This is a genomic window from Streptomyces sp. Act143, assembly GCF_003143935.1.
In the GTDB taxonomy this organism is placed as follows: domain Bacteria; phylum Actinomycetota; class Actinomycetes; order Streptomycetales; family Streptomycetaceae; genus Streptomyces.
The window spans coordinates 7,415,639-7,438,853 of the sequence record NZ_QFRX01000001.1; the positions used below are offsets into that span (position 1 = coordinate 7,415,639).

Annotated in this window: 17 protein-coding genes and 3 tRNA genes; 6 read left to right on the forward strand and 14 right to left on the reverse strand. The window is 72.5% G+C overall.

Annotated features, from left to right (window positions below; all coding sequences use genetic code 11):
- Positions 1-34: 34 nt before the first annotated feature.
- A complete protein-coding gene (locus tag DI272_RS33830) occupies positions 35-1,336 on the forward strand; it encodes an RNA polymerase sigma factor (protein ID WP_109498991.1) in 1,302 nt (433 codons plus the stop codon).
- A gap of 32 nt (positions 1,337-1,368) precedes the next feature.
- On the opposite strand, the gene DI272_RS33835 is transcribed toward DI272_RS33830, so the two are convergent.
- From DI272_RS33835 to DI272_RS33850, 4 genes are all read right to left on the reverse strand, one after another.
- Positions 1,369-3,297, reverse strand: coding sequence for an ABC transporter ATP-binding protein (locus DI272_RS33835; protein WP_109498992.1), 1,929 nt, complete (start codon positions 3,295-3,297; stop codon positions 1,369-1,371).
- Positions 3,297-5,030, reverse strand: a complete 1,734-nt coding sequence (locus DI272_RS33840; protein WP_109498993.1) for an ABC transporter ATP-binding protein — start codon at positions 5,028-5,030, stop codon at positions 3,297-3,299. The genes DI272_RS33835 and DI272_RS33840 overlap by 1 nt, the downstream gene beginning before the upstream one ends.
- A gap of 118 nt (positions 5,031-5,148) precedes the next feature.
- Complete coding sequence (locus DI272_RS33845; RefSeq protein ID WP_109498994.1) at positions 5,149-6,588, reverse strand: FGGY-family carbohydrate kinase; 1,440 nt, start codon at positions 6,586-6,588, stop codon at positions 5,149-5,151.
- A gap of 43 nt (positions 6,589-6,631) precedes the next feature.
- On the reverse strand, positions 6,632-6,937 hold the full coding sequence (locus DI272_RS33850) for a hypothetical protein (protein ID WP_109501195.1): 306 nt from the start codon (positions 6,935-6,937) through the stop codon (positions 6,632-6,634).
- A gap of 157 nt (positions 6,938-7,094) precedes the next feature.
- Between DI272_RS33850 and DI272_RS33855 the strand changes: the two genes are divergently transcribed.
- The 3 genes from DI272_RS33855 to DI272_RS33865 all read left to right on the forward strand — a co-directional run bounded on the left by DI272_RS33855 (position 7,095) and on the right by DI272_RS33865 (position 7,502).
- Positions 7,095-7,167: transfer RNA gene (locus tag DI272_RS33855), tRNA-Asn, on the forward strand.
- A gap of 5 nt (positions 7,168-7,172) precedes the next feature.
- Positions 7,173-7,245: transfer RNA gene (locus tag DI272_RS33860), tRNA-Asn, on the forward strand.
- A gap of 180 nt (positions 7,246-7,425) precedes the next feature.
- Positions 7,426-7,502 (forward strand) — tRNA-Ile (locus DI272_RS33865).
- Between the two features lie 39 nt (positions 7,503-7,541).
- Here the strand turns inward: DI272_RS33865 and DI272_RS33870 are convergent.
- Both DI272_RS33870 and DI272_RS33875 read right to left on the reverse strand, forming a co-directional pair.
- Positions 7,542-8,399: an acyl-CoA thioester hydrolase/BAAT C-terminal domain-containing protein gene (locus DI272_RS33870; RefSeq protein ID WP_181387406.1), complete on the reverse strand. Its 858-nt coding sequence runs from the start codon at positions 8,397-8,399 to the stop codon at positions 7,542-7,544.
- 358 nt (positions 8,400-8,757) lie between these two features.
- Positions 8,758-9,618 carry an NAD(P)-dependent oxidoreductase gene (locus tag DI272_RS33875; protein WP_109498995.1) on the reverse strand — a complete coding sequence of 287 codons (861 nt, stop codon included), beginning with the start codon at positions 9,616-9,618 and terminating at the stop codon, positions 8,758-8,760.
- Positions 9,619-9,716: 98 nt separating this feature from the next.
- Here DI272_RS33875 and DI272_RS33880 point away from each other — a divergent pair, with 98 nt between their 5' ends.
- Positions 9,717-10,670, forward strand: a complete 954-nt coding sequence (locus DI272_RS33880; RefSeq protein WP_109498996.1) for an expansin EXLX1 family cellulose-binding protein — start codon at positions 9,717-9,719, stop codon at positions 10,668-10,670.
- An 11-nt stretch (positions 10,671-10,681) separates the two neighbouring features.
- On the opposite strand, the gene DI272_RS33885 is transcribed toward DI272_RS33880, so the two are convergent.
- From DI272_RS33885 to DI272_RS33895, 3 genes are all read right to left on the reverse strand, one after another.
- Positions 10,682-13,108, reverse strand: coding sequence for a M4 family metallopeptidase (locus tag DI272_RS33885; protein ID WP_375138083.1), 2,427 nt, complete (start codon positions 13,106-13,108; stop codon positions 10,682-10,684).
- 237 nt (positions 13,109-13,345) lie between these two features.
- The gene (locus DI272_RS33890) at positions 13,346-14,218 is read right to left on the reverse strand and encodes an LLM class flavin-dependent oxidoreductase (protein ID WP_109498997.1); all 873 of its coding nucleotides are present in this window, start codon (positions 14,216-14,218) and stop codon (positions 13,346-13,348) included.
- Positions 14,219-14,297: 79 nt separating this feature from the next.
- Entirely contained in the window at positions 14,298-14,984 is a 687-nt protein-coding gene (locus tag DI272_RS33895) for an ANTAR domain-containing protein (protein ID WP_109498998.1), read from the reverse strand.
- A 250-nt stretch (positions 14,985-15,234) separates the two neighbouring features.
- On the opposite strand from DI272_RS33895, the gene DI272_RS33900 reads away from it, so the two are divergent.
- Positions 15,235-16,248 carry a sensor histidine kinase gene (locus tag DI272_RS33900; protein WP_109498999.1) on the forward strand — a complete coding sequence of 338 codons (1,014 nt, stop codon included), beginning with the start codon at positions 15,235-15,237 and terminating at the stop codon, positions 16,246-16,248.
- A gap of 75 nt (positions 16,249-16,323) precedes the next feature.
- Here DI272_RS33900 and DI272_RS33905 read toward each other — a convergent pair whose 3' ends face one another.
- The 5 genes from DI272_RS33905 to DI272_RS33925 form a co-directional block, all read right to left on the reverse strand.
- The gene (locus tag DI272_RS33905; protein ID WP_258314768.1) at positions 16,324-17,736 is read right to left on the reverse strand and encodes a GAF domain-containing protein; all 1,413 of its coding nucleotides are present in this window, start codon (positions 17,734-17,736) and stop codon (positions 16,324-16,326) included.
- Between the two features lie 9 nt (positions 17,737-17,745).
- Positions 17,746-18,783: a rod shape-determining protein gene (locus DI272_RS33910; RefSeq protein ID WP_109499000.1), complete on the reverse strand. Its 1,038-nt coding sequence runs from the start codon at positions 18,781-18,783 to the stop codon at positions 17,746-17,748.
- A 446-nt stretch (positions 18,784-19,229) separates the two neighbouring features.
- The gene (locus DI272_RS33915; RefSeq protein WP_109499001.1) at positions 19,230-20,564 is read right to left on the reverse strand and encodes a carboxyl transferase domain-containing protein; all 1,335 of its coding nucleotides are present in this window, start codon (positions 20,562-20,564) and stop codon (positions 19,230-19,232) included.
- Positions 20,557-22,050, reverse strand: coding sequence for an acyl-CoA synthetase (locus DI272_RS33920; protein WP_109499002.1), 1,494 nt, complete (start codon positions 22,048-22,050; stop codon positions 20,557-20,559). Before DI272_RS33920 ends, DI272_RS33915 begins: the two co-directional genes overlap by 8 nt.
- A 33-nt stretch (positions 22,051-22,083) precedes the next feature.
- Positions 22,084-23,136 carry a MerR family transcriptional regulator gene (locus DI272_RS33925; RefSeq protein WP_109499003.1) on the reverse strand — a complete coding sequence of 351 codons (1,053 nt, stop codon included), beginning with the start codon at positions 23,134-23,136 and terminating at the stop codon, positions 22,084-22,086.
- Between the last annotated feature and the right edge of the window lie 79 nt (positions 23,137-23,215).

Sequence of the window (23,215 nt, forward strand, 5' to 3'; positions counted from 1 at the left end):
GGCGGCGATGTGTCGTACTCCACACTGGGTTCCGGTGCCTGAGTCCTCGGAGCGCGGCCGATCCGTTCCCAACGGGTCCCACACCCCCGCGGTTCCGCTCATCGCGTACGGGACGGACAGCGGCGAGGCCGCCGACTCCGCCCCCGAAACAGCGCTGCCGCACTCTGCAGCGATCATCCTGGAGGTCGCCCCCGTGCAGACCCAGACCCTCACCCAGACCGAACACAGTACGGACGCCACGGAGCCGGACGCCGAGACCGAGGTTCTCGTCGCGGTCCCCCCGCAGAACCGTGTCGTGCACCACCCCGAGACCGAACCGGAAGAGCCGCCCGCCGACGCCCTGGAGAGCACCGAGGCCGCCGCGGAGGCACCCGAGCCGGCCGAGGCCCCGGAACCGGCCGCCCGCCACCGCGCAGACACCGGCGGACCGTCCTCCGACCTGTTCCGCCAGTACCTCCGCGAGATCGGCCGCATCCCCCTCCTGACCGCGGCCGAGGAGGTCGAACTCGCCCGGCGCGTCGAAGCGGGCCTGTTCGCCGAGGAGAAACTCAGCACCACCCCCGACCTCGACAGCCAGCTGGCCCTCGATCTGGACCGCCTGGTCGTGATGGGCCGGATGGCCAAGCGCCGCCTGATAGAGGCGAACCTGCGACTCGTCGTCTCGGTGGCCAAGCGTTACGTCGGCCGCGGCCTGACCATGCTGGACCTGGTGCAGGAAGGAAACCTGGGCCTGATCCGGGCGGTCGAGAAGTTCGACTACGCCCGCGGCTACAAGTTCTCCACCTACGCCACCTGGTGGATCCGGCAGGCCATGTCCCGGGCCCTCGCCGACCAGGCCCGCACCATCCGGGTGCCGGTCCACGTCGTCGAGCTGATCAACCGGGTCGTCCGCGTCCAACGCCGCATGCTGCAGGAACGCGGCTACGAACCGACCCCGGAGGAGGTGGCCGGCCACCTCGACCTGCCGCCCGAGCGGGTCAGCGAGGTGCTGCGCCTGGCCCAGGAACCGGTGTCCCTGCACGCCCCGGTGGGCGAGGAGGACGACGTCGCCCTGGGCGACCTCATCGAGGACGGCGACGCGGCGAGCCCGGTGGAGTCGGCGGCGTTCCTGCTGCTGAGGGAGCACCTGGAGGCCGTGCTGTCCACCCTGGGCGAGCGCGAGCGGAAGGTGGTCCAGCTCCGCTACGGCCTGGCGGACGGCCGCCCGCGCACGCTGGAGGAGATCGGCCGCATCTTCGGCGTGACACGGGAACGCATCCGCCAGATCGAGTCGAAGACCCTCAACAAGCTGCGGGACCACGCTTTCGCGGACCAGCTGAGGGGCTATCTGGACTAGCCGGGGGGCTGCCGAAGCAGCCCCCACCACACCTAATCGACCTCCGCCACGGCCTGCGCGAACTGCGCCTTGTACAGGCGCGCGTACGCCCCGTCCGCCGCCAGCAGGTCCTCGTGCGCGCCCTGTTCCACGATCGAGCCGTTCTCCATCACCAGGATCGTGTCCGCGTCCCGGATGGTGGAGAGCCGGTGGGCGATCACGAACGACGTGCGCCCGTGGGCGAGTTTGGCCATCGCCTTCTGGATCAGCACCTCGGTGCGGGTGTCCACGGACGACGTCGCCTCGTCGAGGACCAGGATCGTCGGGTCGGACAGGAACGCCCGCGCGATGGTGATGAGCTGCTTCTCACCCGCGCTGACGCCGGTGCCCTCGTCGTCGATCACCGTGTCGTAGCCGTCGGGCAGCGTCCGGACGAACCGGTCGGCGTGCGCCGCGCGCGCGGCCTCCTCGATCTCGCCGCGGGTCACCTTCCGGGACGCCCCGTACGCGATGTTCTCCGCGATGGTGCCGCCGAACAGCCAGGTGTCCTGGAGCACCATGCCGATCTGGGACCGCAGTTCGTCCCGGGACATCTTCGCGATGTCCACCCCGTCGAGGGTGATCCGGCCGCCGGAGACGTCGTAGAACCGCATCAGCAGATTGACCAGGGTGGTCTTGCCGGCGCCCGTCGGGCCGACGATCGCGACCGTGTGCCCGGGTTCCACCTTCAGCGACAGGCCCTCGATCAGCGGCTTCTCGGGGTCGTAGCGGAAGGACACGTTCTCCAGCGAGACCCGCCCGCGCAGTTCCTCCGGCCGCAGCCCCGGCACCGGGTCCGCCTCCTGCTCCTCGGCGTCGAGGAGCTCGAAGACCCGCTCGGCGGAGGCGACTCCGGACTGCACGAGGTTCGCCATGGACGCGACCTGCGTCAACGGCATCGAGAACTGCCGCGAGTACTGGATGAAGGCCTGCACGTCGCCGATGGACAGGGCGCCCGAGGCGACCCGGAGCCCGCCCACGACCGCGACCAGCACGTAGTTGAGGTTCGACACGAACATCATCAGCGGCTGCATGATCCCGCTGTTGAACTGCGCCTTGAACCCGGCCTCGTACAGCGCCTCGTTCTGCTCGGCGAACTGTGTGGCCGACTCCTCCTGCCGCCCGAACACCTTCACCAGGGTGTGCCCGGTGTACATCTCCTCGACGTGCGCGTTGAGCTTGCCGGTCGTGCGCCACTGCTGCACGAAGTGCGGCTGCGACCGCTTGCCGACACGGGTGGCGACGACGAACGACAGCGGCACGGTCACCAGCGCGACCAGCGCCAGCAGCCAGGAGACGTAGAACATCATCGCGAGCACGCCGATGATCGTCAGCAGGGAGTTGATGAGCTGGCCCATCGACTGCTGGAGGGTCTGCCCGATGTTGTCGATGTCGTTCGTGGCGCGCGAGAGCACTTCACCGCGCTGCCGCTTGTCGAAGTACGACAGCGGCAGCCGCGACATCTTCGTCTGGACGTCCTCCCGCAGCCGGAACATCGTGCGGTTCACGGCCCGGTTGACCAGCCGGGTCGCCACCGCCATCAGCAGGCCCGCGACGACGAACGCCCCGGTGGCGAACAGCAGCACATGCCCCACGGCCGTGAAGTCGATGCCCTCGCCGGGCGTGAAGTCGGTGCTGCCCAGCATGTCGGCGATGCCCGCGTCGCCGCGCTCGCGCATCCGGTCCAGGACCTCCTCCTTCGAGGCCCCGGCCGGCATCTGGCGGCCGATGATGCCCGCGAAGACCAGGTCCGTGGCCTTGCCGAGGATCCACGGTCCGAGCACGTTCAGCGCCACGCTCACCACGACACACGCGACCAGCGTGCAGACGGTGAACCGCTCCGGCCGGAACTGCCCGATCAGCCGCCGGCCCGACACCTTGAAGTCCAGCGAACGGCTGTCCGGGCCGCCGCCGGCCATCATCCGCCCCATGGGCCCGGCCATCAGGCAGCCTCCGCTTCCGTCAGCTGGGAGAGCACGATCTCCCGGTAGGTCTCGTTGTGCGCCATCAGTTCACGGTGCGTGCCGGTGCCGACGACCCGGCCCTCGTCGAGGACGACGATCCGGTCGGCGTCGCGGATGGTCGCCACCCGCTGGGCCACGATCACCACGGTCGCCTCGGCCGTCTCCGCGGCGAGCGCCGCGCGCAGGGCCGCGTCGGTGGCGTAGTCGAGGGCGGAGAAGGAGTCGTCGAAGAGGTAGATCTCGGGCCGCTGGACCAGGGTCCGGGCGATCGCCAGACGCTGCCGCTGACCGCCGGAGACATTCGTCCCGCCCTGGGCGATGGGGGAGTCCAGCCCGTTCTCCAGACCCTCCACGAAGCTCCTGGCCTGCGCCACCTCCAGCGCGTGCCACAGCTCCTCGTCCGTGGCCTCCGGGTTGCCGTACCGCAGGTTGGTCGCCACGGTCCCCGCGAAGAGATACGGCTTCTGCGGTACGAGCCCGACCGTCCTCGCGAGCAGCTTCGGCTCGACGTCCGCGACGGGCATCCCGTCGACGAGCACCTCGCCCTCGGTCGCGTCGAACAGCCGCGGCACCAGACCGAGCAGCGTCGACTTGCCGCTGCCGGTCGAGCCGATCACCGCGGTCACCTCACCGGGCCGGGCCACCAGGTCGACGGCCTTCAGCACCGGCTCCTCGGCACCCGGGTAGCGGAAGCCCGCGTCCCGGATCTCCAGGTGACCGTGGCGGCGCAGCTCGGTGACGGGGGCGAGCGGCGGCACGACGCTCGACTCGGTCCCGAGGACGTCCTGGATGCGCTCGGCGCACACCTCCGCGCGCGGCACCATCATGAACATGAAGGTGGCCATCATCACGGACATCACGATCTGCATCAGATAGGCGAGGAACGCGGTCAGGTCGCCGATCTGCATGCCGCCGCTGTCGATGCGGTGGGCGCCGAACCAGACCACCGCGATCGACGACAGGTTCACCGTCGTCATGACCACGGGGAACATCAGCGCGAGCATGTTGCCGGTGGCCAGGGACATCTCGGTGAGGTCGCCGTTGGCCTTGCGGAAGCGCTCCTCCTCGTAGCCGTCCCGCACGAAGGCGCGGATCACCCGGTTGCCGGTGATCTGCTCGCGCAGCACCCGGTTCACGGTGTCCAGGCGCACCTGCATGGCCCGGAACAGCGGCCGCAGCCGCCGTACGATCAGCGTCACGCAGATGCCCAGCGTCGGGACGACGGCGACCAGCACCCCGGACAGCGGCACGTCCAGTCCGAGGGCGAGCACGATGCCGCCCACGCACATGATGGGCGCCGACACCATCAGGGTGAACGTCATCAGGGCCAGCATCTGCACCTGCTGGACGTCGTTCGTGGTCCGGGTGATCAGCGAGGGCGCGCCGAAGTGGCCCACTTCCCGGGCCGAGAACGACTGCACCCGGTCGAAGACGGCGGCCCGCACGTCCCGCCCGAGCGCCGCGGCCGTCCGGGCGCCGTAGTAGACGGCCCCGATGTTGCACACGACCTGCGCCAGCGAGATCCCGATCATCAGGGCGCCGAAGGACAGGATGTAGTCCGTGTCCCCGTTCACCACGCCCTGGTCGATGATGTCGGCGTTGAGCGTGGGCAGGTAGAGGGTGGCGCAGGTCTGCAGGAACTGGAGCAGGACCAGTACGCCGATGGGTTTCTTGTAGGGCCTGAGATAGGTCCGCAGAAGTCGTATGAGCACGCTACGTCTCTCGGAGTCGACGGCAGGGGCCGGAGGTGGTTGCCCCTGGCCCCTATCGTCGGACACTCCCCCCGCGTTACCTCAACCGATTAAGCCGACAGCGGTGCTCTTTACCGCCTTATGGGCGGAAGGCGTTCGGATGTGTCTGCTCCCGCACGGACACGAACTGCTGCCGCACGGCCTGCCCCACCGCGAGCTCCTCGCCGGGCTCCAGGATCTGCGCCGCCGCCCCCTGCCAGGCCGGCGGGGTGCGCGGATCGAGCGTCCCCTGCGACACCCCGAGCGCCCACGCGGCCTGCCGGGCGGCACCGATCGCCGCGTAGTCCGCGGGCTGCGGTACGACGACCTGGGCGCCGAAGATCGCCGGCGCCGCGGCCTGCACGGCCGACAGCTCGGCGGCGGCCCCCAGCAGGAAGACCCGCCGCACCTCCACGCCCCGCCCGCGCAGCACGTCGAGCGCGTCGGCGAGCCCGCACAGCATGCCCTCGAACGCGGCCCGCGCCAGATGCTCGGGCCTCATCGACTCACGCCGCAGTCCGGCGAGGGTGCCGGCGGTGTGCGGCAGATGCGGCGTCCGCTCGCCCTCCAGATACGGCAGCAGGACCAGCCCGTGCGCCCCCGGCGTCGACTTCATCGCCAGCTCGGACAGGCTCTCCAGATCGGGCAGCCCGAGCAGTTCGGCGGCGCCGCGCAGGGTCCGTACGGCGTTCAGCGTGGTGACGACGGGCAGGTGCATGCCGGTCGCGTCGGCGAGGGAGGTGATCATCCCGGAGTTGTCGACGAGCGCCTCGGGGTGCACGGCCATCACGGACCCGGACGCGCCGAGCGACACGACGGCGTCCCCGAGCCCGATGCCGAGGCCGAAGGCGGCGGCCATGGTCTCGCCGGTCCCGGCGGAGATCAGCAGCCCCTCCGGGGTCGTACCGGCCGCGTCCGCCGGGCCGATCACCTCGGGCAGCATGGCCTGGTGACCGAGCGCCAGCTCGACGAGGTCGGTGCGGTAGGCGCCGGTGGCGGCGGACCAGTAGCCGGTGCCGGAGGCGCCGCCGCGGTCGGTGGTCCGGCGCACGGGCCGCCCGAGCAGCTGCCACACCAGCCAGTCGTGGGCCTGGAGGAGCACGGCGGTGCGCAGCGCGGCGTCGGGTTCGTTCTTCACCAGCCAGCGCAGTTTGGTGACGGGCTGCGGCGCCTGCGGCACGCACCCCACGGCCTGCGCCCACGCCTCGCGCCCGCCGAGCGCGTCGATGAGATCGGCCGCCGCGACCTGGGTGCGCTTGTCGCCGCCGACGAGGGCGGGGCGGACGGTGTTGCCCTGGGCGTCCAGCGGCACGACGGCGTTCTGCTGCGCCGACACGCCGATGGCCTGCACGCCTTCGAGCAGACCGCCGCCGGCCGCCTCACCGAGGGAGAGCAGCCAGGCCTGGGGGTCGACGTCGGAGGGACGGCCCTCCACCGGATGCGGGGCGTAGCCCTGCCGGAGCACGGCGCCGGTGTCCGCGTCGCAGACGACGATACGAGTGAATTCGGGCGAACTGTCCAGCCCGGCGACTATCCCCATGGCGAAAATTCTATGGGCCCGGCGGCGTCGCCCCGCCCGGCACTCAAGTGTTGCTGGTTCCCCAGTCGTCCTCGGGGGCCCCGCCCGTGTTCCGGTCCCGCAGCGAGCGCACCCGCTGGGTCACCGACTCCGGCATCCGGTCACCCACCTTGTCACTCACCGCGTGGTACGCCTTGCCCGCGAACTGGCGGCCCTGCTGGGCGGCCGTCTCGGCGGTGTTGCGCACGGCGGGGTTCTGCGAGACCTGTCGCGCGGACTTCTTCAGCTGCTCGTAGCGCTCGCGCCCGGCACGGGTGCCCAGCACGTAACCCAGAGTCAGCCCGGCGACGAATGTGAGCTTGTAGCGCATGGCGGCCACCCTTTCCTTGCGTAGGACTTCGGTGCGGCGTCGGTGCCGGGGGAACCGATTGGCGGAGCACCCCCCTGCTTGCGCTAATGTATGTGTCGCAGCGAGCGTCCGCCCCCTGGCGAATACCCAGGTAGGTACGTTCGATGCAACGAGGCATTCCTCCGTAGCTCAATTGGCAGAGCAGCCGGCTGTTAACCGGCAGGTTACTGGTTCGAGTCCAGTCGGGGGAGCTCGGTCCTCCGTAGCTCAATTGGCAGAGCAGCCGGCTGTTAACCGGCAGGTTACTGGTTCGAGTCCAGTCGGGGGAGCAGATTGAACGAGGACCCCCGATGGGGTCCTTTTTCATGTCGCTTCCCGTGTCCCGGGAACCGTGCAGGTCACGGCGGAGTCCTTCAGGGCATGCGAAGTCGACCATACGAAGCAGGAGATCGTATGAGCGGCTATGCTGCGGCAGACGGCGCGCACACATGTACGCGACACGCCGCTATGGGGCGGTAGCTCAGCCGGTTAGAGCAGCGGACTCATAATCCGTCGGCCGTGGGTTCGAGTCCCACCCGCCCCACCACCCACCACTCCCGCAGAAACGATGCGACCTGCCGGAACGTCAGTTCCCGCCGCGCAGTACGGCCAGGATGCGGGACCAGGCGGCCCCTCCCAGAAGAGCATCCGCCTCGGGTGTGCCCCCATAGCGGTAGCGCGGCGACGCCGGTGCCGGCGCCTCGCCGGGAAGGCGGACGCGGTGGCCGGCGTCCGGGGCGGTGATCAGACGGGGAACCCCTCCGGACGCGCGATGCCGCAGGGCCAGTTGTTCGGCGTACGGAAGAGACGGCCACATCGCGTCGGCGCCGCCCGCGACCAGCAGGAGATCGGCCCGGGTCCGCTCCACGGGGATCGCCGCCGCGGGAAGCCGGTGGGCGTGGGTGCGCTCGCTGAGTTCGTACCAGGGGCGGATGGCTGTCGGTCCGGCGTCCGGTTCCGACGGGGTCCAGGAGTCGTCCATCGGGACGAAGGGCAGTGGCCGCCCGCGCCAGGTCCAGGACGACCGGTAGGGGTGGTCCGCCCCGTCGTGGCCCGGGCCGACGTTGCACCAGACGTGGGACGGGGGAGACAGCGCGACGACGGCGTTCACGCGCGGGTCGTGCACGGCGGTGAGGAGCGCCGCCTCGGCTCCCTTGGACGTGCCCAGGATGCCGATGCGTGTCGCGCGTCTCGCCCGGAGACGGGTGACGGCGGTGGTGAAGGTCTCCAGGGGGATCTCGCAGATGCCCGGCGGCTGACCCGGTCCGCCGAACCAGCGGATCGCCAGTGCCGTCATGCCGTGTCGGGCCAGGAGCCGTGCCCTCTCCCGCTCGATCCGCCCGCTGGAACCCGCCAGGACCAGCACGCCGACGTCACCGCCGTGCTCGGGAGCGGCGACCATCCCCTCCCAGGGAGCGGTCAGCTCCTGCTCGACGACGTTCATACGACCTCCCGGGTTGTTGACTCGGATGCCCCGGCGCACCGCTGCGCGCCGGGTGTGGGGTGAACCCGCCGACCCCGCATCCCTGCGCGGTCCCGGGACCATGGAGGACTGCTGGACCACGGTGATCAGGAACGCCGTCGCCGGGCCCGTGCTCCGCTGACCGCCGGCACACGTCATGGCCCGGGCCCAGGCAGCCCACAGGCGGCACCCCGCCTCGCCCGCCGGGCTCGTGCCATGGCTGCCGGGCAGGAGTTCGCCGTGGCCGTCCGAGTCCGGTCCGGAACCTGCTCCTCAGGCAGCACTGCCGCACGTCACCGCACCACCGGTGACACGCGTTCCCGTCGTCCCGCGGGCCCTGTCACGTCGTCGTGGCGGGGCCCGCGGGCGTGTGGAGGCGGGCGAACACGTCCTCCAGGGGCAGGTCGGGACGGTCCTTGTCCGCGTCCCAGTGCCGCAGGACCGCCGCCGACGCCTCCGCCAGGTCCGGCGGCAGTCCTGCGGCGTCCAGGGTGGCCGCGATCTCCTGCATCTCCGGCGCCCAGCGCCAGGCACGGGCGGCGACGCTGGGGAGGTGATCGACCTCGGCGAGGATGCGTGCCGTCAACTCCTCACCCTCCCGTGTCAGTTCATCGCCCACGCCATGGCTCGCGGCGAGGGCGTGCGAGACGGCCGCCAGGACCCGCGCCGACTTCTGGAAGGAGGCGTACGCCGTCTTGAGCGCCGATGCCGCGCCGATCCCGGCGTCGAGCGGGCGGGCCGGGACGTCGGTGCCCTCGAAGAGTACGGCGGTCCTCGCCACCGCCTCCGCGTCGCCGCTCAGATAGAGGCGCGGGCCGCTGCCGCCGGCCGGCGGGCCGCCGATGAGCGAGCCGTCGACCATGGTCGTGCCGCGTTCGGCGCAGGCCTTGGCGATACGGGCGGCGCGGTCCGGGCTGATGGCGTTGGCCTCGACGTAGACGCCCCGGAAGCCGTGCTCCAGGACCTCGTGGGCCACGTCCTCGGCGGCGTGCGGCGGGCAGACGGACAGCACGAAGTCGCTGACGGCCAGGGCGGATGCGAGGGACTCGGCCGCCTCCAGGCCCGCCTGACGGGCCCGTTCCAGGGAGGCCGGGCCGCGGCCGGCCGGGACGTACAGGACGCGGGTTCCGGTGCGGGCCGCCTGGCCGCCCACCGGGGCCCCCATCGCCCCCGGGTGGAGGAGAGTCACCGTCGTCGTCATTTCCGCCTCCCGCCCGGCAACCTTCTGGGATCCTGCGGCGACTGTACGTCGAAGGCTTCCGTCACCGAAGCCCCACCCGACACACAAGGACCTCAGCCGTGGCGCCTCGCTCCTCACACCGCCGTCCCCGCACGTCACGCGCCCTTCTCATCGCCGTCGCGGTGGGCGCCGTCGCGCTCGTCGCGTCCGTGATCGTGGCGTTCCGGCCCGGCGGCGGCTCCGCGGCGAGCGTCTCTGTCGCGGACGGCAGCGGGGGTCCGGCGATCACCGAGTCCACCGCGGTGAGGCGCACACCGTCCACCGGCCCGTCGCCGACTCCTTCCGCGACCGCTTCGGCTTCGGCTTCGGCGAGCAAGAACGCCACCCCGAAGGCCACCGCGTCCAAGCGGCCCAAGGCCACCGGCACCCCCAAGTCCCGGTCCACGACGGGCGCGTCGGCGGGACGGATCAGGCCCGGCGTCAGCTACAGCGGAGTCGCCACCTTCTACGACGCCGGGAACGGCGACGGCGCCTGCACCTTCGGTCCGACCGACGACGTGATGACCGCCGCCATGAACACCGCCGACTACGAGACGTCCAAGGCGTGCGGGGCGTACGTCAAGGTCCGTGCCGCGAGCGGCGCGTCGATCGTCGTGCGGATCACCAACGAGTGCCCCGCGCCCTGCCGGGTCGGCCAACTCGACCTCAGCGCGCAGGCCTTCGCGAAGCTCGCCGCGCCGGTCAAGGGCGAGATCCCCGTCACCTGGAGCCTGGTGAGCCCGGACACGAGCGAGAAGCTGTCCATCCGGTACAAGACGGGGTCCAGCCGCTACTGGTGCGGTCTCCAGGTGCTCGGCCACCGGAACCCGGTGGCACGGCTGGAGGTGCGAACCAGTGGCGGCTGGACCGCGCTGCCGCGGGCCGAGTACAACTACTTCCTCTCCGAGCAGGGCTCCGGCTGCGGCGGGGCGATCCGCGTCACCGACATCTACGGGGAGCAGCTGGCGGTGGACGGGATCGCCCTACGGCCGAACGTCGTCCAGGGGACGGGCCTGCAGTTCGCCCGGCACTGAGTCCTCGGGGTTCAGCCCGTCGTCACCGCCGTGTCGTCGACCACGAAGCTCGTCTGGAGCGAGGAGTCCTCGACACCGGAGAACTTCAGCGTCACCGTCGTGCCCGCGAAGGCCGCCAGGCTGAACGACTTCTGGACGTACCCGGAGGCCGCGTTGAGGTTGGAGTACGTGGCCAGGGTGGTCGAACCGGCGGTCACCGTCAGCTTGTCGTACTGGGTGCTGGTGGTGGTCTCGGCCGTGTCGATGTGCAGGTAGAAGGTGAACGTGGTGCCCGTGCAGCCGCTGGGGATCGTCACCGACTGGGAGAGCGTGTCGGTGTGGGTGGAGCCGTAGCCGTCCAGCCACGCCTTGTAGGAGCCGGTGCGGGCGGCCTCGGCGCTGTCGTTGGTGATGACACCGCTGGTCGCGGTCCAGGTGGTGTTCCCGGACTCGAAGCCCGCGTTGCCCAGCAGCTGGGTGGAAGTGCAACTGCCGCCACCGCCGCTGGAGTTGACGGTCCAGCTGAAGGAGGCGGTGCCGGTCGCGCCCGTGCTGTCCGTCACCGTGACGGTCGTGCTGTACGTGCCGGCCGTCGTCGGTGTGCCGGAGATGACGCCGGTGGAGCTGTTGATCGACAGGCCGGTGGGGAGACCGGTCGCCGCGTAGGTCAGGGAACCGCTGTTGGTCGAACTGGCCGAGATCTGAAGGCTCGTGGCCGTGCCGACGGTCGAGGTCTGGCTGCCCGGGTCGGTGACCGTGACGCCGGTCGCCGGGACCGTGATGTGGCTGCCGACGTTGATGCCGGCGAAGGCGTTGCCGACCCCGGCGTACTGCGTGGAACTGGTGCCGTAGAGGGCCGCGGCGGCGTTGAGGGCGGCGGTGCGGGCGCCCGCGTAGTTGGTGCTCGACGTCATGTACGTCGTCAGCGCCTTGTACCAGATCTGCAGGGCCGCGGCCCGCCCGATGCCGGCGACGGCGACGCCGTCCGAGGTCGGGCTGTTGTAGGTGACGCCGTTGATGGTCTTGCTGCCGCTGCCCTCGCTCAGTAGGTAGAACATGTGGTTGGCGGGGCCGGACGAGTAGTGGACGTCCAGGTTGCCGACGCCCGAGTACCAACTGTCCGCCGAGGCGCCGTCCTTGCTGGGCTTGTCCATGTAACGCAGCGGCGTGCCGTCGCCGTTGATGTCGATCTTCTCGCCGATGAGGTAGTCGCCGACGTCGGTGGAGTTGCCGGCGTAGAACTCGACGCCGGTGCCGAATATGTCGGAGGTGGCTTCGTTCAGCCCGCCTGACTCACCCGAGTAGTTGAGTCCGGCCGTGTTCGAGGTGACGCCGTGGCTCATCTCGTGCCCGGCCACGTCCAGCGAGGTCAGCGCGTGCGTGCCGCCCGAGCCGTCGCCGTATGTCATGCAGAAGCAGTCGTCGTCCCAGAAGGCGTTGACGTACGACGAGCTGTAGTGGACGCGGGAGTAGGCCGCCACGCCGTCGTTCTTGATGCCGCTGCGGCCGAAGGTGTTCTTGTAGAAGTCCCACGTGACCTGCGCCCCGTAGTGCGCGTCGACGCCCGCCGTCTGCGTGTTGGACCCGGACCCGGTGCCCCAGGTGTCGTCCGTGTCGGTCATCAGCGTGCCGGTGCCGGACGTGCCGTTGTTGAGGCTGTACGTCTTGTGGCCGCCGCGCGAGGTGTCGTACAGCTGGTAGGTCGAGCCGGACAGGTTGGTGCCGATGGTGACCGTGCCGCTGTACTGGCTGTTGCCGGTGCCGGTCTCGACGCCCTCGAAGCGGGAGAGTTCGGCGCCGGTGGTGGCGTCGGTGACGACGTGCAGCTTGCTGGGTGTGCCGTCGTCCTGGAGTCCCGTGACGACCGTCTCCCAGGCCAGCTTCGGGGTGCCCTGGCCCGCCCAGATCACCTTGCGGGCGCTCTCGGCGGCGGGGGAGTCCGCGTCGAGGGCCTTGGCGGTCCGGAGCGCCTTGGTCTCGGCGGCGGACTTGCCGTACGTCGCGGTCGTGGACTTCACCGAGACCGTACGGCGGTTGTTGTTGAAGGTGGTGCTCACGGTGCCGGCGGCCACCGAGGCCGGGGGCGTGTGCACGACCAGGTCGCCGCCGAGGACGGGGAGGCCGGCGTAGGTGCGCTCGTAACGGGTGTGCAGGGTGCCGTCGTTGTCCTTGACGACGTCCTTGACGACCAGCTTCTCCTTGGCGCCGAGGCCGAGCGACTTCGCGGTCGTGCCCGTCTTCGCGGAGGCGTTCTCGATGAGCGCGGTGCGCTGGGCCGGGGAGAGCTTGGCCTCCAGGCCTCCGGTGCGCAGCGGGCTCGGGTGGGGGGACGCGGGCGCGGCGGTCGCGGGGACCGTCTGCACGCCGAGGGCCAGCAAAGCGGCGGTGGCCGCCAGTGCTGCGGCGGCGGTGGCCGGTCTGGTGGCCGGTCCGGTCGCCGGTCTGGGGGTTCGTCTCACTCTTGCTCCTCCTGCGACGGCCGCGCGCGGGCGGCCGGTGTCAGACCGGACAGACGGGTGTGCTGTCCGGGTCGAGCTGGGCAGGGCCGTGCGGCACCTGTGCGTCGGGCGGGTGCGCCCTGTGCGCAGGGTGGAGGAAGAGTGACAGAGTTGACGGTGGCATGTCAGGCGGGTGGGAGTCATTCGAGGGTTATCCCTCTATGACCCCACTGACCTGTGTGTTTACTGTGAGAGCGCTTACCGCCCGACGGCCCCCAGGACGGCTTCCACCTGCCGGAGCGGCTCCGGTCCCACGAAGCGGAGGACGACGGTGTCGGCGCCGGCCGACCGCAGCGCGCTGATCTTCCCGGCGGCCTGCCGCGCACTGCCGGAGACGGTGAACACCTCCTCCTGCGGGCGCCCCAGCCAGGCGCCGTGACCCTCGGTGGACGGGTGCAGAGCCCGGGCCACCGCGTCCGGGTCGTCGCCGACACAGGCGAAGGCGAACACGCTCAGGGTGTGGTCCTCGCCCGCACCGCCCTTGGCGAGCAGCGCCCGGACCCGCTCCAGGTCCCGCGGGCCGTGGCCCTCCGCGATCAGGGTGCCGTCCGCGACCCGCCCGGACAGCTCCAGGGAACGCGGCCTGACCACCCCCGCGACCACCGGCGGCGGCTCGGCCGGCGGGTGCACGAGCCCGATGTCCTCGATGCGCACCTCGCGCCCCTCCACCGTGACCCGCTCCCCGCGCAGCAGCGCCCGTACGACGGTGATCGTCTCCTCCAGCAGGGCCAGCGGGGAACGCGGCGCGACCCCGGCCTGCTCCATCCACTCCCGCACCCCGTGCCCGATGCCGGACACCAGCCGCCCCGGGAACACCCGTGCCAGCGTGGCCAGTTCCATCGCCAGCAGCGCCGGGCTGCGCAGCGGGGCCGGCGTGATCCCGATGCCCACCCGCAGCCGCTCGGTCGCGCCCAGCGCCACGGCCGCCGCCGACACCCCGCCGGTCCAGCCCAGGTCCTCCACCACCCACAGGTCGTCCACACCGAGTGCCTCGGCCCGCCGCGCGAACCCGGGCAGTTCCTCGGGGGCCCAGTCGCGGTCGTACATCACACCGATCCGAAGGTTCGTCATGCACCGGAACCTACGGTCGGGCCGCGGAATTGATCAACGGGCCTGCCGCGGCGGCCGGTTGCGGTCGGCCCACCGGGGGTCAGCGCAGACAGCTCCTGATCGCCGTGCGGAGAGCCGTGCGGACCTCCTGCGGCGGCGGTGGGCCGTCGGTCCCGGTGCCGGCGGTGAGGGCGGCGGCGACCGTGTGGAGCTTGGTGTTGGAGAGCTGGGAGGTCGTGCGCAGGATCAGCCAGGCGTCCTCGGACGTACAGGCGTGCGCGGCCATGAGGATGCCGCGGGCCTGGTCGATGACCGGCCGGGAGACGATCGCCCGGCGGAGCTGGTCGACCTCCTCGCGCAGCACATGAAGCTGTTCCGCCCGTTCCCGGGCCACCGCGGAGCCCCCGGGGGTCGCGGCCCCGGGGCCGGGCGGACGAGGGGCCGTGCTCAGCGGGTCGGTGGTGTCCAGGCCGGCCAGTTCCAGGATGCGGCGCGGCTGGCCGCTCCAGTGCGTGGTGGTCACCGGTATGTGCCGGCGGCGGCCGTAGTCGTCGAGCAGGTCCAGGAACTGCAGCCCCGCCGTGTCCATGAACACCACGTCGGCCATGTCCAGTTCGACGCGGCGGACGCCGTCCGGCAATGTCGTCAACGTCCTGTCCAGGACGTCCGCGCAGCCGTGCACGAGCTCGCCGCGCGGCCTCAGTTCGGCACGGCCCGCGTGCGTGCGTCCCTGGATGACCAGGGGGATGAGTCGGCCTGCGAGAGAGGTGTGCGCCGCTGAGTCCATGTCCCCGCCTCGTCGGTCCCCGTCCGTCGTCACGGCGTCGTACGCCGTGTCGTCCCCGGCCGTACGACCCGCCTGCCTGCCGTGCCCTTCCCAGCCCGCGACAGGCCGTGGAGCGTGGAACCGGCTCCGCGGGGGCCCGGCGGTGCTGAGGTGCGCCTGCCCTGCGCGTCGCGGGCTACACCCGTCCGGCGGGGATTGACCGGCCTGGCGGCGGGTACGCGCGTTTCGTCCGGGATCAGCGGGGAGCGGTATGAGTGGCAGGAGTGGGCCGGAGGGGCTCGACGGGCGCGGACCGGGCGGCACGTCCGGTGCCTTCGCCCATCCCGCCCTGTTCTACCGGCACACCCGGGACTACCTCGACGGCCTGCTCCGCTTCGTCCGCGAAGGGCTCGCCGCGGGGGAGCCCGTCGCCGTTGCGGTGCCCGGCGAGAACCTCCGTCTCGTCCGGGAGGGGCTCGGGCCCGACGCCGACGCCGTACGCCTCCTCGACATGCGCGAGGCCGGCCGCAACCCCGGCCGGATCATCCCCGGCGTGCTGCGGGCCTTCGCCGACGCACAGCCGCCGGGACGCCGGGTACGGATCGTCGGCGAACCGATCTGGGCGGGCCGGACCGCCGTGGAGTACCCGGCCTGCGTCCAGCACGAGGCCCTGATCAACGCGGCCTTCGCAGGCCGTGCGGTGACCATCCTGTGCCCGTACGACGTCCGGCGCCTCGACGCCCGGGTGCTCGCCGACGCCTGCGCCACCCATCCCACGGTCATCCACGGCGGATGGACCGCGGACAGCGGGCGGTACGCGCCCGACACCGTGGTCGCCCGCTACAACCGGCCGCTGCCCGCCCCTCCGGAGGCCTGCTCCCTGACCTTGCCCTTCGGCAGCGGTTCGCTGGCCGAGGCCCGCCACCGCGCCGCCGACGAGGGCGCCCGCCTCGGCCTCACCCCGGCCCGCGCGCAGGACCTGATGCTGGCCGCCGCCGAGCTGACCACCAACAGCGTGGTGCACGGGGGCGGGGCGGGGGTGCTGCGCGTATGGGGGGAGGACGGGACGCCTGGGGAGCACGGCACGTCCGGGGCGGTGGTGTGCGAGGTGCGGGACTCCGGGCTGCTCGCGGATTCCCTGGCGGGGCGCCGCCCGGCCCCGCCGGACCAGCGCGGCGGGCGTGGGCTGCTGCTGGTGAACATGGTGGCCGACCTGGTCCGGATGCACACCGGCCGGGCGGGGACGACGGTGCGGTGCTGGTTCGGGGCGTGGCCTAGCGCCTGATCCTCCCTTTGGGAGCCGTGGGAGCCGTGGGAGCCGTGGGGGCCGTGGGAGCCGGTGGAAACCTTTGGGGGACGGTCACAGGGGTGCCTGCCAGTTCACCGTCGTGCCCGTGCCCGCGCCCGTGCCCCCGTCGCCGGTCCCTCCGTCGTCGTGCACCGTCAGCCGGACCCCGTCGCGTCCGTCCGGGAGCGTGCCCGTCACGTCCACGGTCACCTCGATGCGGGAGACGCCGGACCGCCGGGACGCGGCGGCGAGGGCGCGGCGCAGGGCGGTGAGCAGGTGGTCGGCGGTCTGCTCGGGAACCCGGCTCTCCACGGCGCCCGTGAAGCGCGTCGAGGGCGCGAACCCCAGGACCGCCGCCGCCCCCGCCGTCTCCCGGAGCACCCTGCCCCGGAAGGTCGTCGGCGCGTCGGCCGGCGGCTGCTGGAGGGCGAAGATCGTCGTGCGGACCTCCTGGATCGTCGACTGGAGTTCGTCGACCGCCTGGCCCAGCGTCTCCCGGACGTCCTCCGACCCGCTCCGGCGCTGTGCGGACTCCAGCATCATCCCGGTGGCGAAGAGCCGCTGGACGACGAGGTCGTGCAGGTCGCGGGCGATGCGGTCGCGGTCCTCGAAGACGGCGAGGAGCTCGCGGCTGTGCTGGGCGTCCGCGAGGACGAGGGCCAGCGCCGCCTGGGAGGCGAACTGGACGGCCAGCAGCCGTTCGACGGAGGTGTACGGACGGTCGCCGCGCCGGCGGGGGAGGGCCAGGGTGCCGATCAGGCGGCCGCCGGCCTGGAGCGGGAGCATCATGCTGGGCCCGAAGCGGTGGCGGACACGGGTCGTCATGCGCGGGTCCGTCGCCGAGTCGTCCACGAAAACCGGCTCGCCGCCCAGGAGTTGTTCCAGGACCGGGCTGCCGGGAGCGATGGTGGTGCCGACGATGTCACCGGGGTCGTCGTACGCGGAGGCCGTCACGATCTCCATGCCGCCCTCCTCGGTGGGCTGGAGGATGACCCCGGCGGAGGCGTCGGCGAGGATGCGGGCGCGTTCGGCGACCGTCGTCAGGGCGTCGGCCGCCGGCCCGTCGCTCAGCAGGGCCGTCGTGACCGCCGCCGCGCCCTCGATCCACCGTTCCCGCTGGCGTGCCGCCTCGTACAGGCGGGCGTTGCCGATCGCGATGCCGGCCTGGACGGCGAGGACGTGCAGGAGCTGTTCGTCCTCGGTGGTGAACGTCTCCTTGCCCGCGAGGTGCAGGGTGCCGAACTCCTCGTCCTGCACGTGGATCGGCACGGTGAGCATGGCCGCCCCGGCCGCCGGCGCGCCCGGGGCGCGGATCTCGATGAGCCCGTCCTGCCCCGGGTCGGCCGTCCCGAGCGCGGCGTACCGGGCGCCGGTGAGGTCGGCCGCCGCGTCCACGATGTGCTCGAGGGTGGTGCGCAGTTCGAGGTCGGTGCCGACGCTGAGGACGGCCTCCAGGAGGGGTGGGAGCGGGTCCTCGCCGGTCAACGGGGCGCCTCAGTCGGTGATCGGGTCCAGCGCCAGCGGCTCGATGCGGCCCTCCAGCATCGCGCCCAGCCCCTCCACCGCGCACACCTCGGGACGCTCCGCGATGTGCACCGGCATGCCGGTCGCCTCGCGCAGCATCTGGTCGAAACCGGGGAGCAGGGCGCTGCCGCCGACCATCATGATCCCGCGGTCGGCGAGGTCGGCCACCAGATCGGGCGGGCAGTCCCGCAGCACCTTGCCGATGCCGTCGAGGACGGCCGTGAGCGGGGTCTGGATCGCGTCGCGGACGGCGGCGGTGTCGACCTGGACGGAGCGGGCGAGACCGGTGGCCACGTCGCGGCCGTGGATCTCGGTGGAGGCCGGGCCGGACGCGGTGAGGCCGTTGCCGGACAGGGCGAGCTGGAGCGGTCGTACGGACTGGCTCGGCAGCATCAGCTCGTGCTGGTGGCGCAGGTGCTGGACGATCGCGTGGTCCACGGCCTCGCCGCCGACCGGGATGCGCACGGCGTTCACGATCGAGCCGAGGGAGAGGACGGCGACCTGGGTCGCCGCCGCGCCGCAGACCAGCACCATGGTCGCCTCGGGCCGCTCCACGGGCAGTCCGCAGCCCACGGCCGCGGCGATGAGGGTGTCCACCAGCTCCACGCGGCGGGCGCCGAGGCCGACCAGGGTCTCGATGGCGGCGCGCTGGGCGAGCGGGTCCGCGTCGTGCGGGGTGCAGGCGGCGGCGCGCAGGATCGGCTTGCGGCGCAGCGAGCGGCGGATCTTGTCGCCGAGCAGGTGCCGCAGCATGCGCTGGGCCATCTCGATGTCGACGACCGTGCCACCGGAGACGGGGCGGACGACGCGGATGTAGTCGGGGGTGCGGCCCGTCATCTTCTCCGCGAAGTCGCCGACCGCGATCAGCGCGCCGGTGCGGGTGTTGACGGCGGCGACGGACGGCTGGTCGACGACGAGCCCGGCGCCCTTCACGTACACCCGCGTCCTCGCCGCCCCCAGGTCGACGGCGAAGTGGCAGCGACGCAGCTGCTCCAGACTGGCGGTCATGGCAGGTCCTCCCGAGAGCACAGACCGGGGGGCGCGCCGGGCGGCGGGCCTCACTGGCATCGTGTGGGGGCCGGGGGTGGGGCGCCTGTTGGAGGGGGCTGTGTGGGGAGCGGCTGAATGGGGGTTTTGTGTCTTATGTCCCTTGTAATGAAAAAATAAAGGCCCAGTCGGGCAGGGGGTCGCCGGACATGCGGCGGCGCCGCCTCCCTGGGACGGGGAGACGGCGCCGCTGCGGTCGGGCTTTCTCTGCCGTCAGACCAGCCAGCCGACGAAGTGGACGAGTCCGGCCAGGATGTCGGTGAGAAGGTTCATGATCGTGCGTTCTCCTTGCGAAGGTGCATTGAGTGGGACCTGCGCCGACCACGGTCTGCAGCCCGTCGCTTGCGCACCGTAAGTATCGTCCGCCTCTCGCGCCCCGGGCGATCTCCTGAGCGACGATCACCTGTTCAAGGGAACACCTGATCCCCTGTTCGGATCACCCCCAGCTCCGCCAAGTCCTGTGGCCGCAGGCGCAGTTGTTCCGCCGTGGCCCGGACCTCCGACGTCGGCCGCTTCAGGATCGCCGCGGCCAGTTCGGGGGCGATCACCGAGAAGTAGCTGTCCGGTGCGGCCCAGGTGGTGCCGGGCGCCGCCAGGGCCAGGGCGCCGCCGGAGCCGCCCTCGCCGATGACCAAGGTGGTGACCGGGGTGCGGGCGGCGGCCACCGTCAGGAACAGGTCCGCGATCGCCGCGCCCACGCCCTGCCGTTCGGCCTCCGCGTCATTGGCGGCACCGGGGGTGTCCACCAGCGTCAGCACCGGGATGCCGAGCCGGTCCGCGAGCCGGATCAGCCGGGTCGCCGTCCGGTAGCCCGCCGGGCGGGTCGCCGTCCCGTCCTGCGCCGCGTAGGCGACCGTACGGCCGTCCCGCTCGCCGAAACCGCACAGCATGCCCGGGTCGGTGCCGCCGCACCGGTCGCCGGAGAGGGGCAGCCGGTGGGTGAAGTAGGCGTCCAGATAGGCGGTCGCCCGCGGGCGTCGCGGGGCGCGGGCGCGGCGGACCGCGTCCCAGCCGGTCGCGGGCGGATCGGTCGCGCCGAGCGGGGCGGGCACCGGGGCCGGGTCGCCGCTCGGCCGTGTCAGCAGCCGCAGCCACCGCCCCAGTACCTCCCGCAACTCCTCGGGGCGGACGACCGCGTCCACCGCGCCCGCCGCGAGCTGCGCCTCCGCCGTGTACGCCGCCGGGTCGGCGTCCGCCGGGCGCACCCGGGAACCCGCGAAGCCGACCTGGGCGCCGGGGAGGGCGAGGGTGACGTCGGCGCCGGCGCCGAGGGTGGCCCAGCCGCCGCCGGTCGCCGGATCGCGCAGGACGGCGATCTGCGCCAGGCCCGCCTCCCGGGTGAGCGCCGACTGGCGTGCCACCCGCTGGAGCTGGGTGAGCGCGAGCATGCCCTCCTGCATCCGGCTGCCGCCCGTGGCGACCAGCGGCACGACCGGCAGCCGGTGTGCGCGGGCATATGTGTACGCCGCCTCCAGCCGGTCGCCGGTGCGCAGCCCGAGCGAGCCGCCGAGGAAGCCGAACTCGAAGGCGATCAGCACGGCCCGGACGCCCTCGACCCGCCCGGTGCCGCACACGACCGACTCGTCCTCGCCGGTGCGCTCGGCGGCGCGGGTGCGCGAGGCGTCGTAGCCCTCCCAGGCCAGCGGCCCGTCGGCCCCGAACTCGCGCTCCGGGACGGGTAGTTCGGTGAAGTCGTCGGTGACGAGGGCGAGTGCGGCGCGGGCGGACGGACGCTCAGGCATGCAGGGCCCGCTTCATGATCTTCCCCATGTCGTTGCGGGGGAGGGAGTCGAGGTGGTGGACGACGCGGGGCCGCTTGTGCGGGGCGAGGCGGCGGGCCACATGATCGGCCAACTCCGCCGCGCCCGGCGGCGACTGGGGATCGTCCGGCACGATCCAGGCGACGATCCGCTCACCCAGGTCCGCGTCCGGCTCGCCCGTCACCGCCGCCTCCCGCACCCCCGGATGTTCGAGGAGCGCGTTCTCGATCTCCCCGGCCCCGATCTTGTAACCCCCGCTCTTGATCAGGTCGGTGGCCTTGCGGCCGACGATCCGGACGTATCCGTCGGGATCGCGCACGGCCATGTCACCGGTGCGGAAGAAGCCGTCCGCCGTGAACGCGGCGGCCGTGGCGTCGGGACGGTTGAGGTACTCCGTGAACAGGTTCGCCCCGCGCACCTGGATCTCGCCCACCGTCTCGCCGTCGTACGACGTGATCGGCGTCCCGTCCTCCTCCACCAGCCGCAGCTCCACGCCCGGCAGCGGGACGCCCACGGTGCCGGCCCGCGCTTCCCCGTCCGCGCGCACGCTGGTGTTCATCAGCGTCTCCGTCATGCCGTACCGCTCGATCACCCGGCGGCCGGTCGCGGCCGTGATGCGCTCGTGGTCGTGCACGGGCAGGGCCGCGGAGCCGGAGACCAGCAGCCGGGCCCGGCCCAGTGCCTTCGCCAGCCCCGGTTCGCCGGGGAGGGCCTGGGCGATCCGGTGGTACATCGTCGGCACCCCGAACACCATGGTCGCGCAGTCGTTCAGTTCCCGTGCCACGCCCTCCGTGGTGAACCGGCCCAGGTGACGCACCGAGCCGCCGCCGCGCAGCGGGCCCAGGATGCCCAGCACCAGGCCGTGCACATGGAACAGCGGCAGCCCGTGCACGAGCACGTCCGCGCCGGTCCACTGCCAGGCGTCGGCGAGCGCGTCCAGCGTCGCGGCGATCGCCCGGCGCGGGAGGACGGCGCCCTTGGGTGGGCCGGTGGTGCCGGAGGTGTAGACGACGAGGGCGGGGCTCTCGGCGGAGGCGCCGGAGGCGGGGGCCCCGGCCGGGGTGCCGGCCGCGGCGTCCGGGCCGGCGCCCGCGAAGGCGTCTTCCCCGGTGGCCTGCGTCGGTACGTCCAGGCGGGCCAAGTGCCCGAGCGCGGGCGGCAGTTCGTCACCGGGCGCGGCCAGGACCAGCGAGGGCGCGCTGTCGGACAGGATGTGTCCCAGCTCCTTCTCACCGGACCTGGGGTTGAGCGGTACGGCCGCGCCACCGGCCTCCAGCACCGCCACCACCGCCACCGCGGTCTCCAGCGCCGGCGTCGCCCAGACGGCCACCCGGCCCGCCCCGCGGATGCGCCCCGCGAGGGCACCGGCGACGGCGGCGAGCTCGCCGTACGTCAGGGAGCGCTCACCGAACCGCAGGGCGGGCCGGTCGGGCGGGCTGTCGGTGAGGGCCGGGAATAGGGAGGACACCGGTGGTACTCCTTCGCTCACTGTCGCCGTACGTCAGCACGATCCTTCCGTACTCCGAACCCGTCCCGGTAGCACCACGTCCGCCACCGCACAGCTCACGTTGTCCGGGCCGCCCGCGGCGTTCGCCGCGCCGATCAGCGCGTGGACGGCCGCCTCGGGGGTGGCCGCGGTGGTGAGGGCGGTGCGGACACCGGCGTCGGGGATCACGCGCGACAGGCCGTCGGAGCACAGCAGATAGCGGTCGCCAAGGGCCGCGTCGTGGAGGCGGAGGTCCGGGTCCGCGGTGCCGAGGGCCTTGTGGAGGAGGGCGCGCCGGGGATGGGACGTGGCCTCCTCCGGAGTCAGACGGCCCTCGTCGATCAGGGACTGGACGAGGGTGTGGTCGCGCGTGATGCGGAACAGGGCGCCGTCGCGGAGGAGATACGCGCGCGAGTCGCCGATGTGGACCAGGGCGAGGCGGGAGCCCGCCTGGAGCAGGGCGGTGAGGGTGGTCCCGGAGCCGTCCGCCACGTCGTCCGTCGCGCCGCGCACCGTCTCCTGAAGGAGGTCGAGGACGTCCCCCGCGGGGATCTCCCGTGTCTCCAGCGACCTCAGCGCCTCCACGGCCGCCCGGCTCACCGGCGCGCCCCCGGGGCCGAAGCCGTCCGCGACCGCGAGCAGGCGGGCACCCGAGTACGCCGTGTCCTGGTTCTGCGGGCGGACCCGGCCGGGGTCCGAGCGGGCGGCGTGGCGCAGTTCCAGCACGGTTTCCTCCTCCGGCCGGCCCGTGCTGAGGTGGTCGATCAGGAACGCGGCCAGGTCCCGGCGCCGGTCCGTCTCCGCCTCCACCCGGGCCCAGTACGCGCGGATCTCCCGGGCGGCGGCGTCCGGCGCGAGCGCGCACACCTCGCGGACCCGGGCCAGCGGCATCCCGATCCGCCGCAGCCACGCCACCAGCCGGGCCTGCTCCAGCTGCGCCGGCGTGTAGTAGCGGTACCCGGTGTCCGGGTCGACCCGCGCGGGGCGCAGCAGGTCCAGCTCGTCGTACAGCCGCAGGGCCTTGGGCGACAGCCGGCACGCCTTCGCGAAGGCACCGATCGTCAGCATGGTCGTCCTCCCTGGCTCGATGCTGGGGCTTCACCGAGGGGGAGGGTCAAACCGGTTGCCGCGGTTGCGGGGCGGCCGG

Coding starts and splice junctions, on each gene's coding strand:
- DI272_RS33915 (WP_109499001.1), bottom strand. CDS start 20,564: ATGCCTGAGCGTCCGTCCGCCCGCGCCGCACTCGCCCTCGTCACCGAC.
- DI272_RS33890 (WP_109498997.1), bottom strand. CDS start 14,218: ATGACGAACCTTCGGATCGGTGTGATGTACGACCGCGACTGGGCCCCC.
- DI272_RS33875 (WP_109498995.1), bottom strand. CDS start 9,618: ATGACGACGACGGTGACTCTCCTCCACCCGGGGGCGATGGGGGCCCCG.
- DI272_RS33910 (WP_109499000.1), bottom strand. CDS start 18,783: ATGACCGCCAGTCTGGAGCAGCTGCGTCGCTGCCACTTCGCCGTCGAC.
- DI272_RS33870 (WP_181387406.1), bottom strand. CDS start 8,399: ATGAACGTCGTCGAGCAGGAGCTGACCGCTCCCTGGGAGGGGATGGTC.
- DI272_RS33925 (WP_109499003.1), bottom strand. CDS start 23,136: ATGCTGACGATCGGTGCCTTCGCGAAGGCGTGCCGGCTGTCGCCCAAG.
- DI272_RS33845 (WP_109498994.1), bottom strand. CDS start 6,588: ATGGGGATAGTCGCCGGGCTGGACAGTTCGCCCGAATTCACTCGTATC.
- DI272_RS33900 (WP_109498999.1), top strand. CDS start 15,235: ATGAGTGGCAGGAGTGGGCCGGAGGGGCTCGACGGGCGCGGACCGGGC.
- DI272_RS33895 (WP_109498998.1), bottom strand. CDS start 14,984: ATGGACTCAGCGGCGCACACCTCTCTCGCAGGCCGACTCATCCCCCTG.
- DI272_RS33835 (WP_109498992.1), bottom strand. CDS start 3,297: ATGGCCGGGCCCATGGGGCGGATGATGGCCGGCGGCGGCCCGGACAGC.
- DI272_RS33850 (WP_109501195.1), bottom strand. CDS start 6,937: ATGCGCTACAAGCTCACATTCGTCGCCGGGCTGACTCTGGGTTACGTG.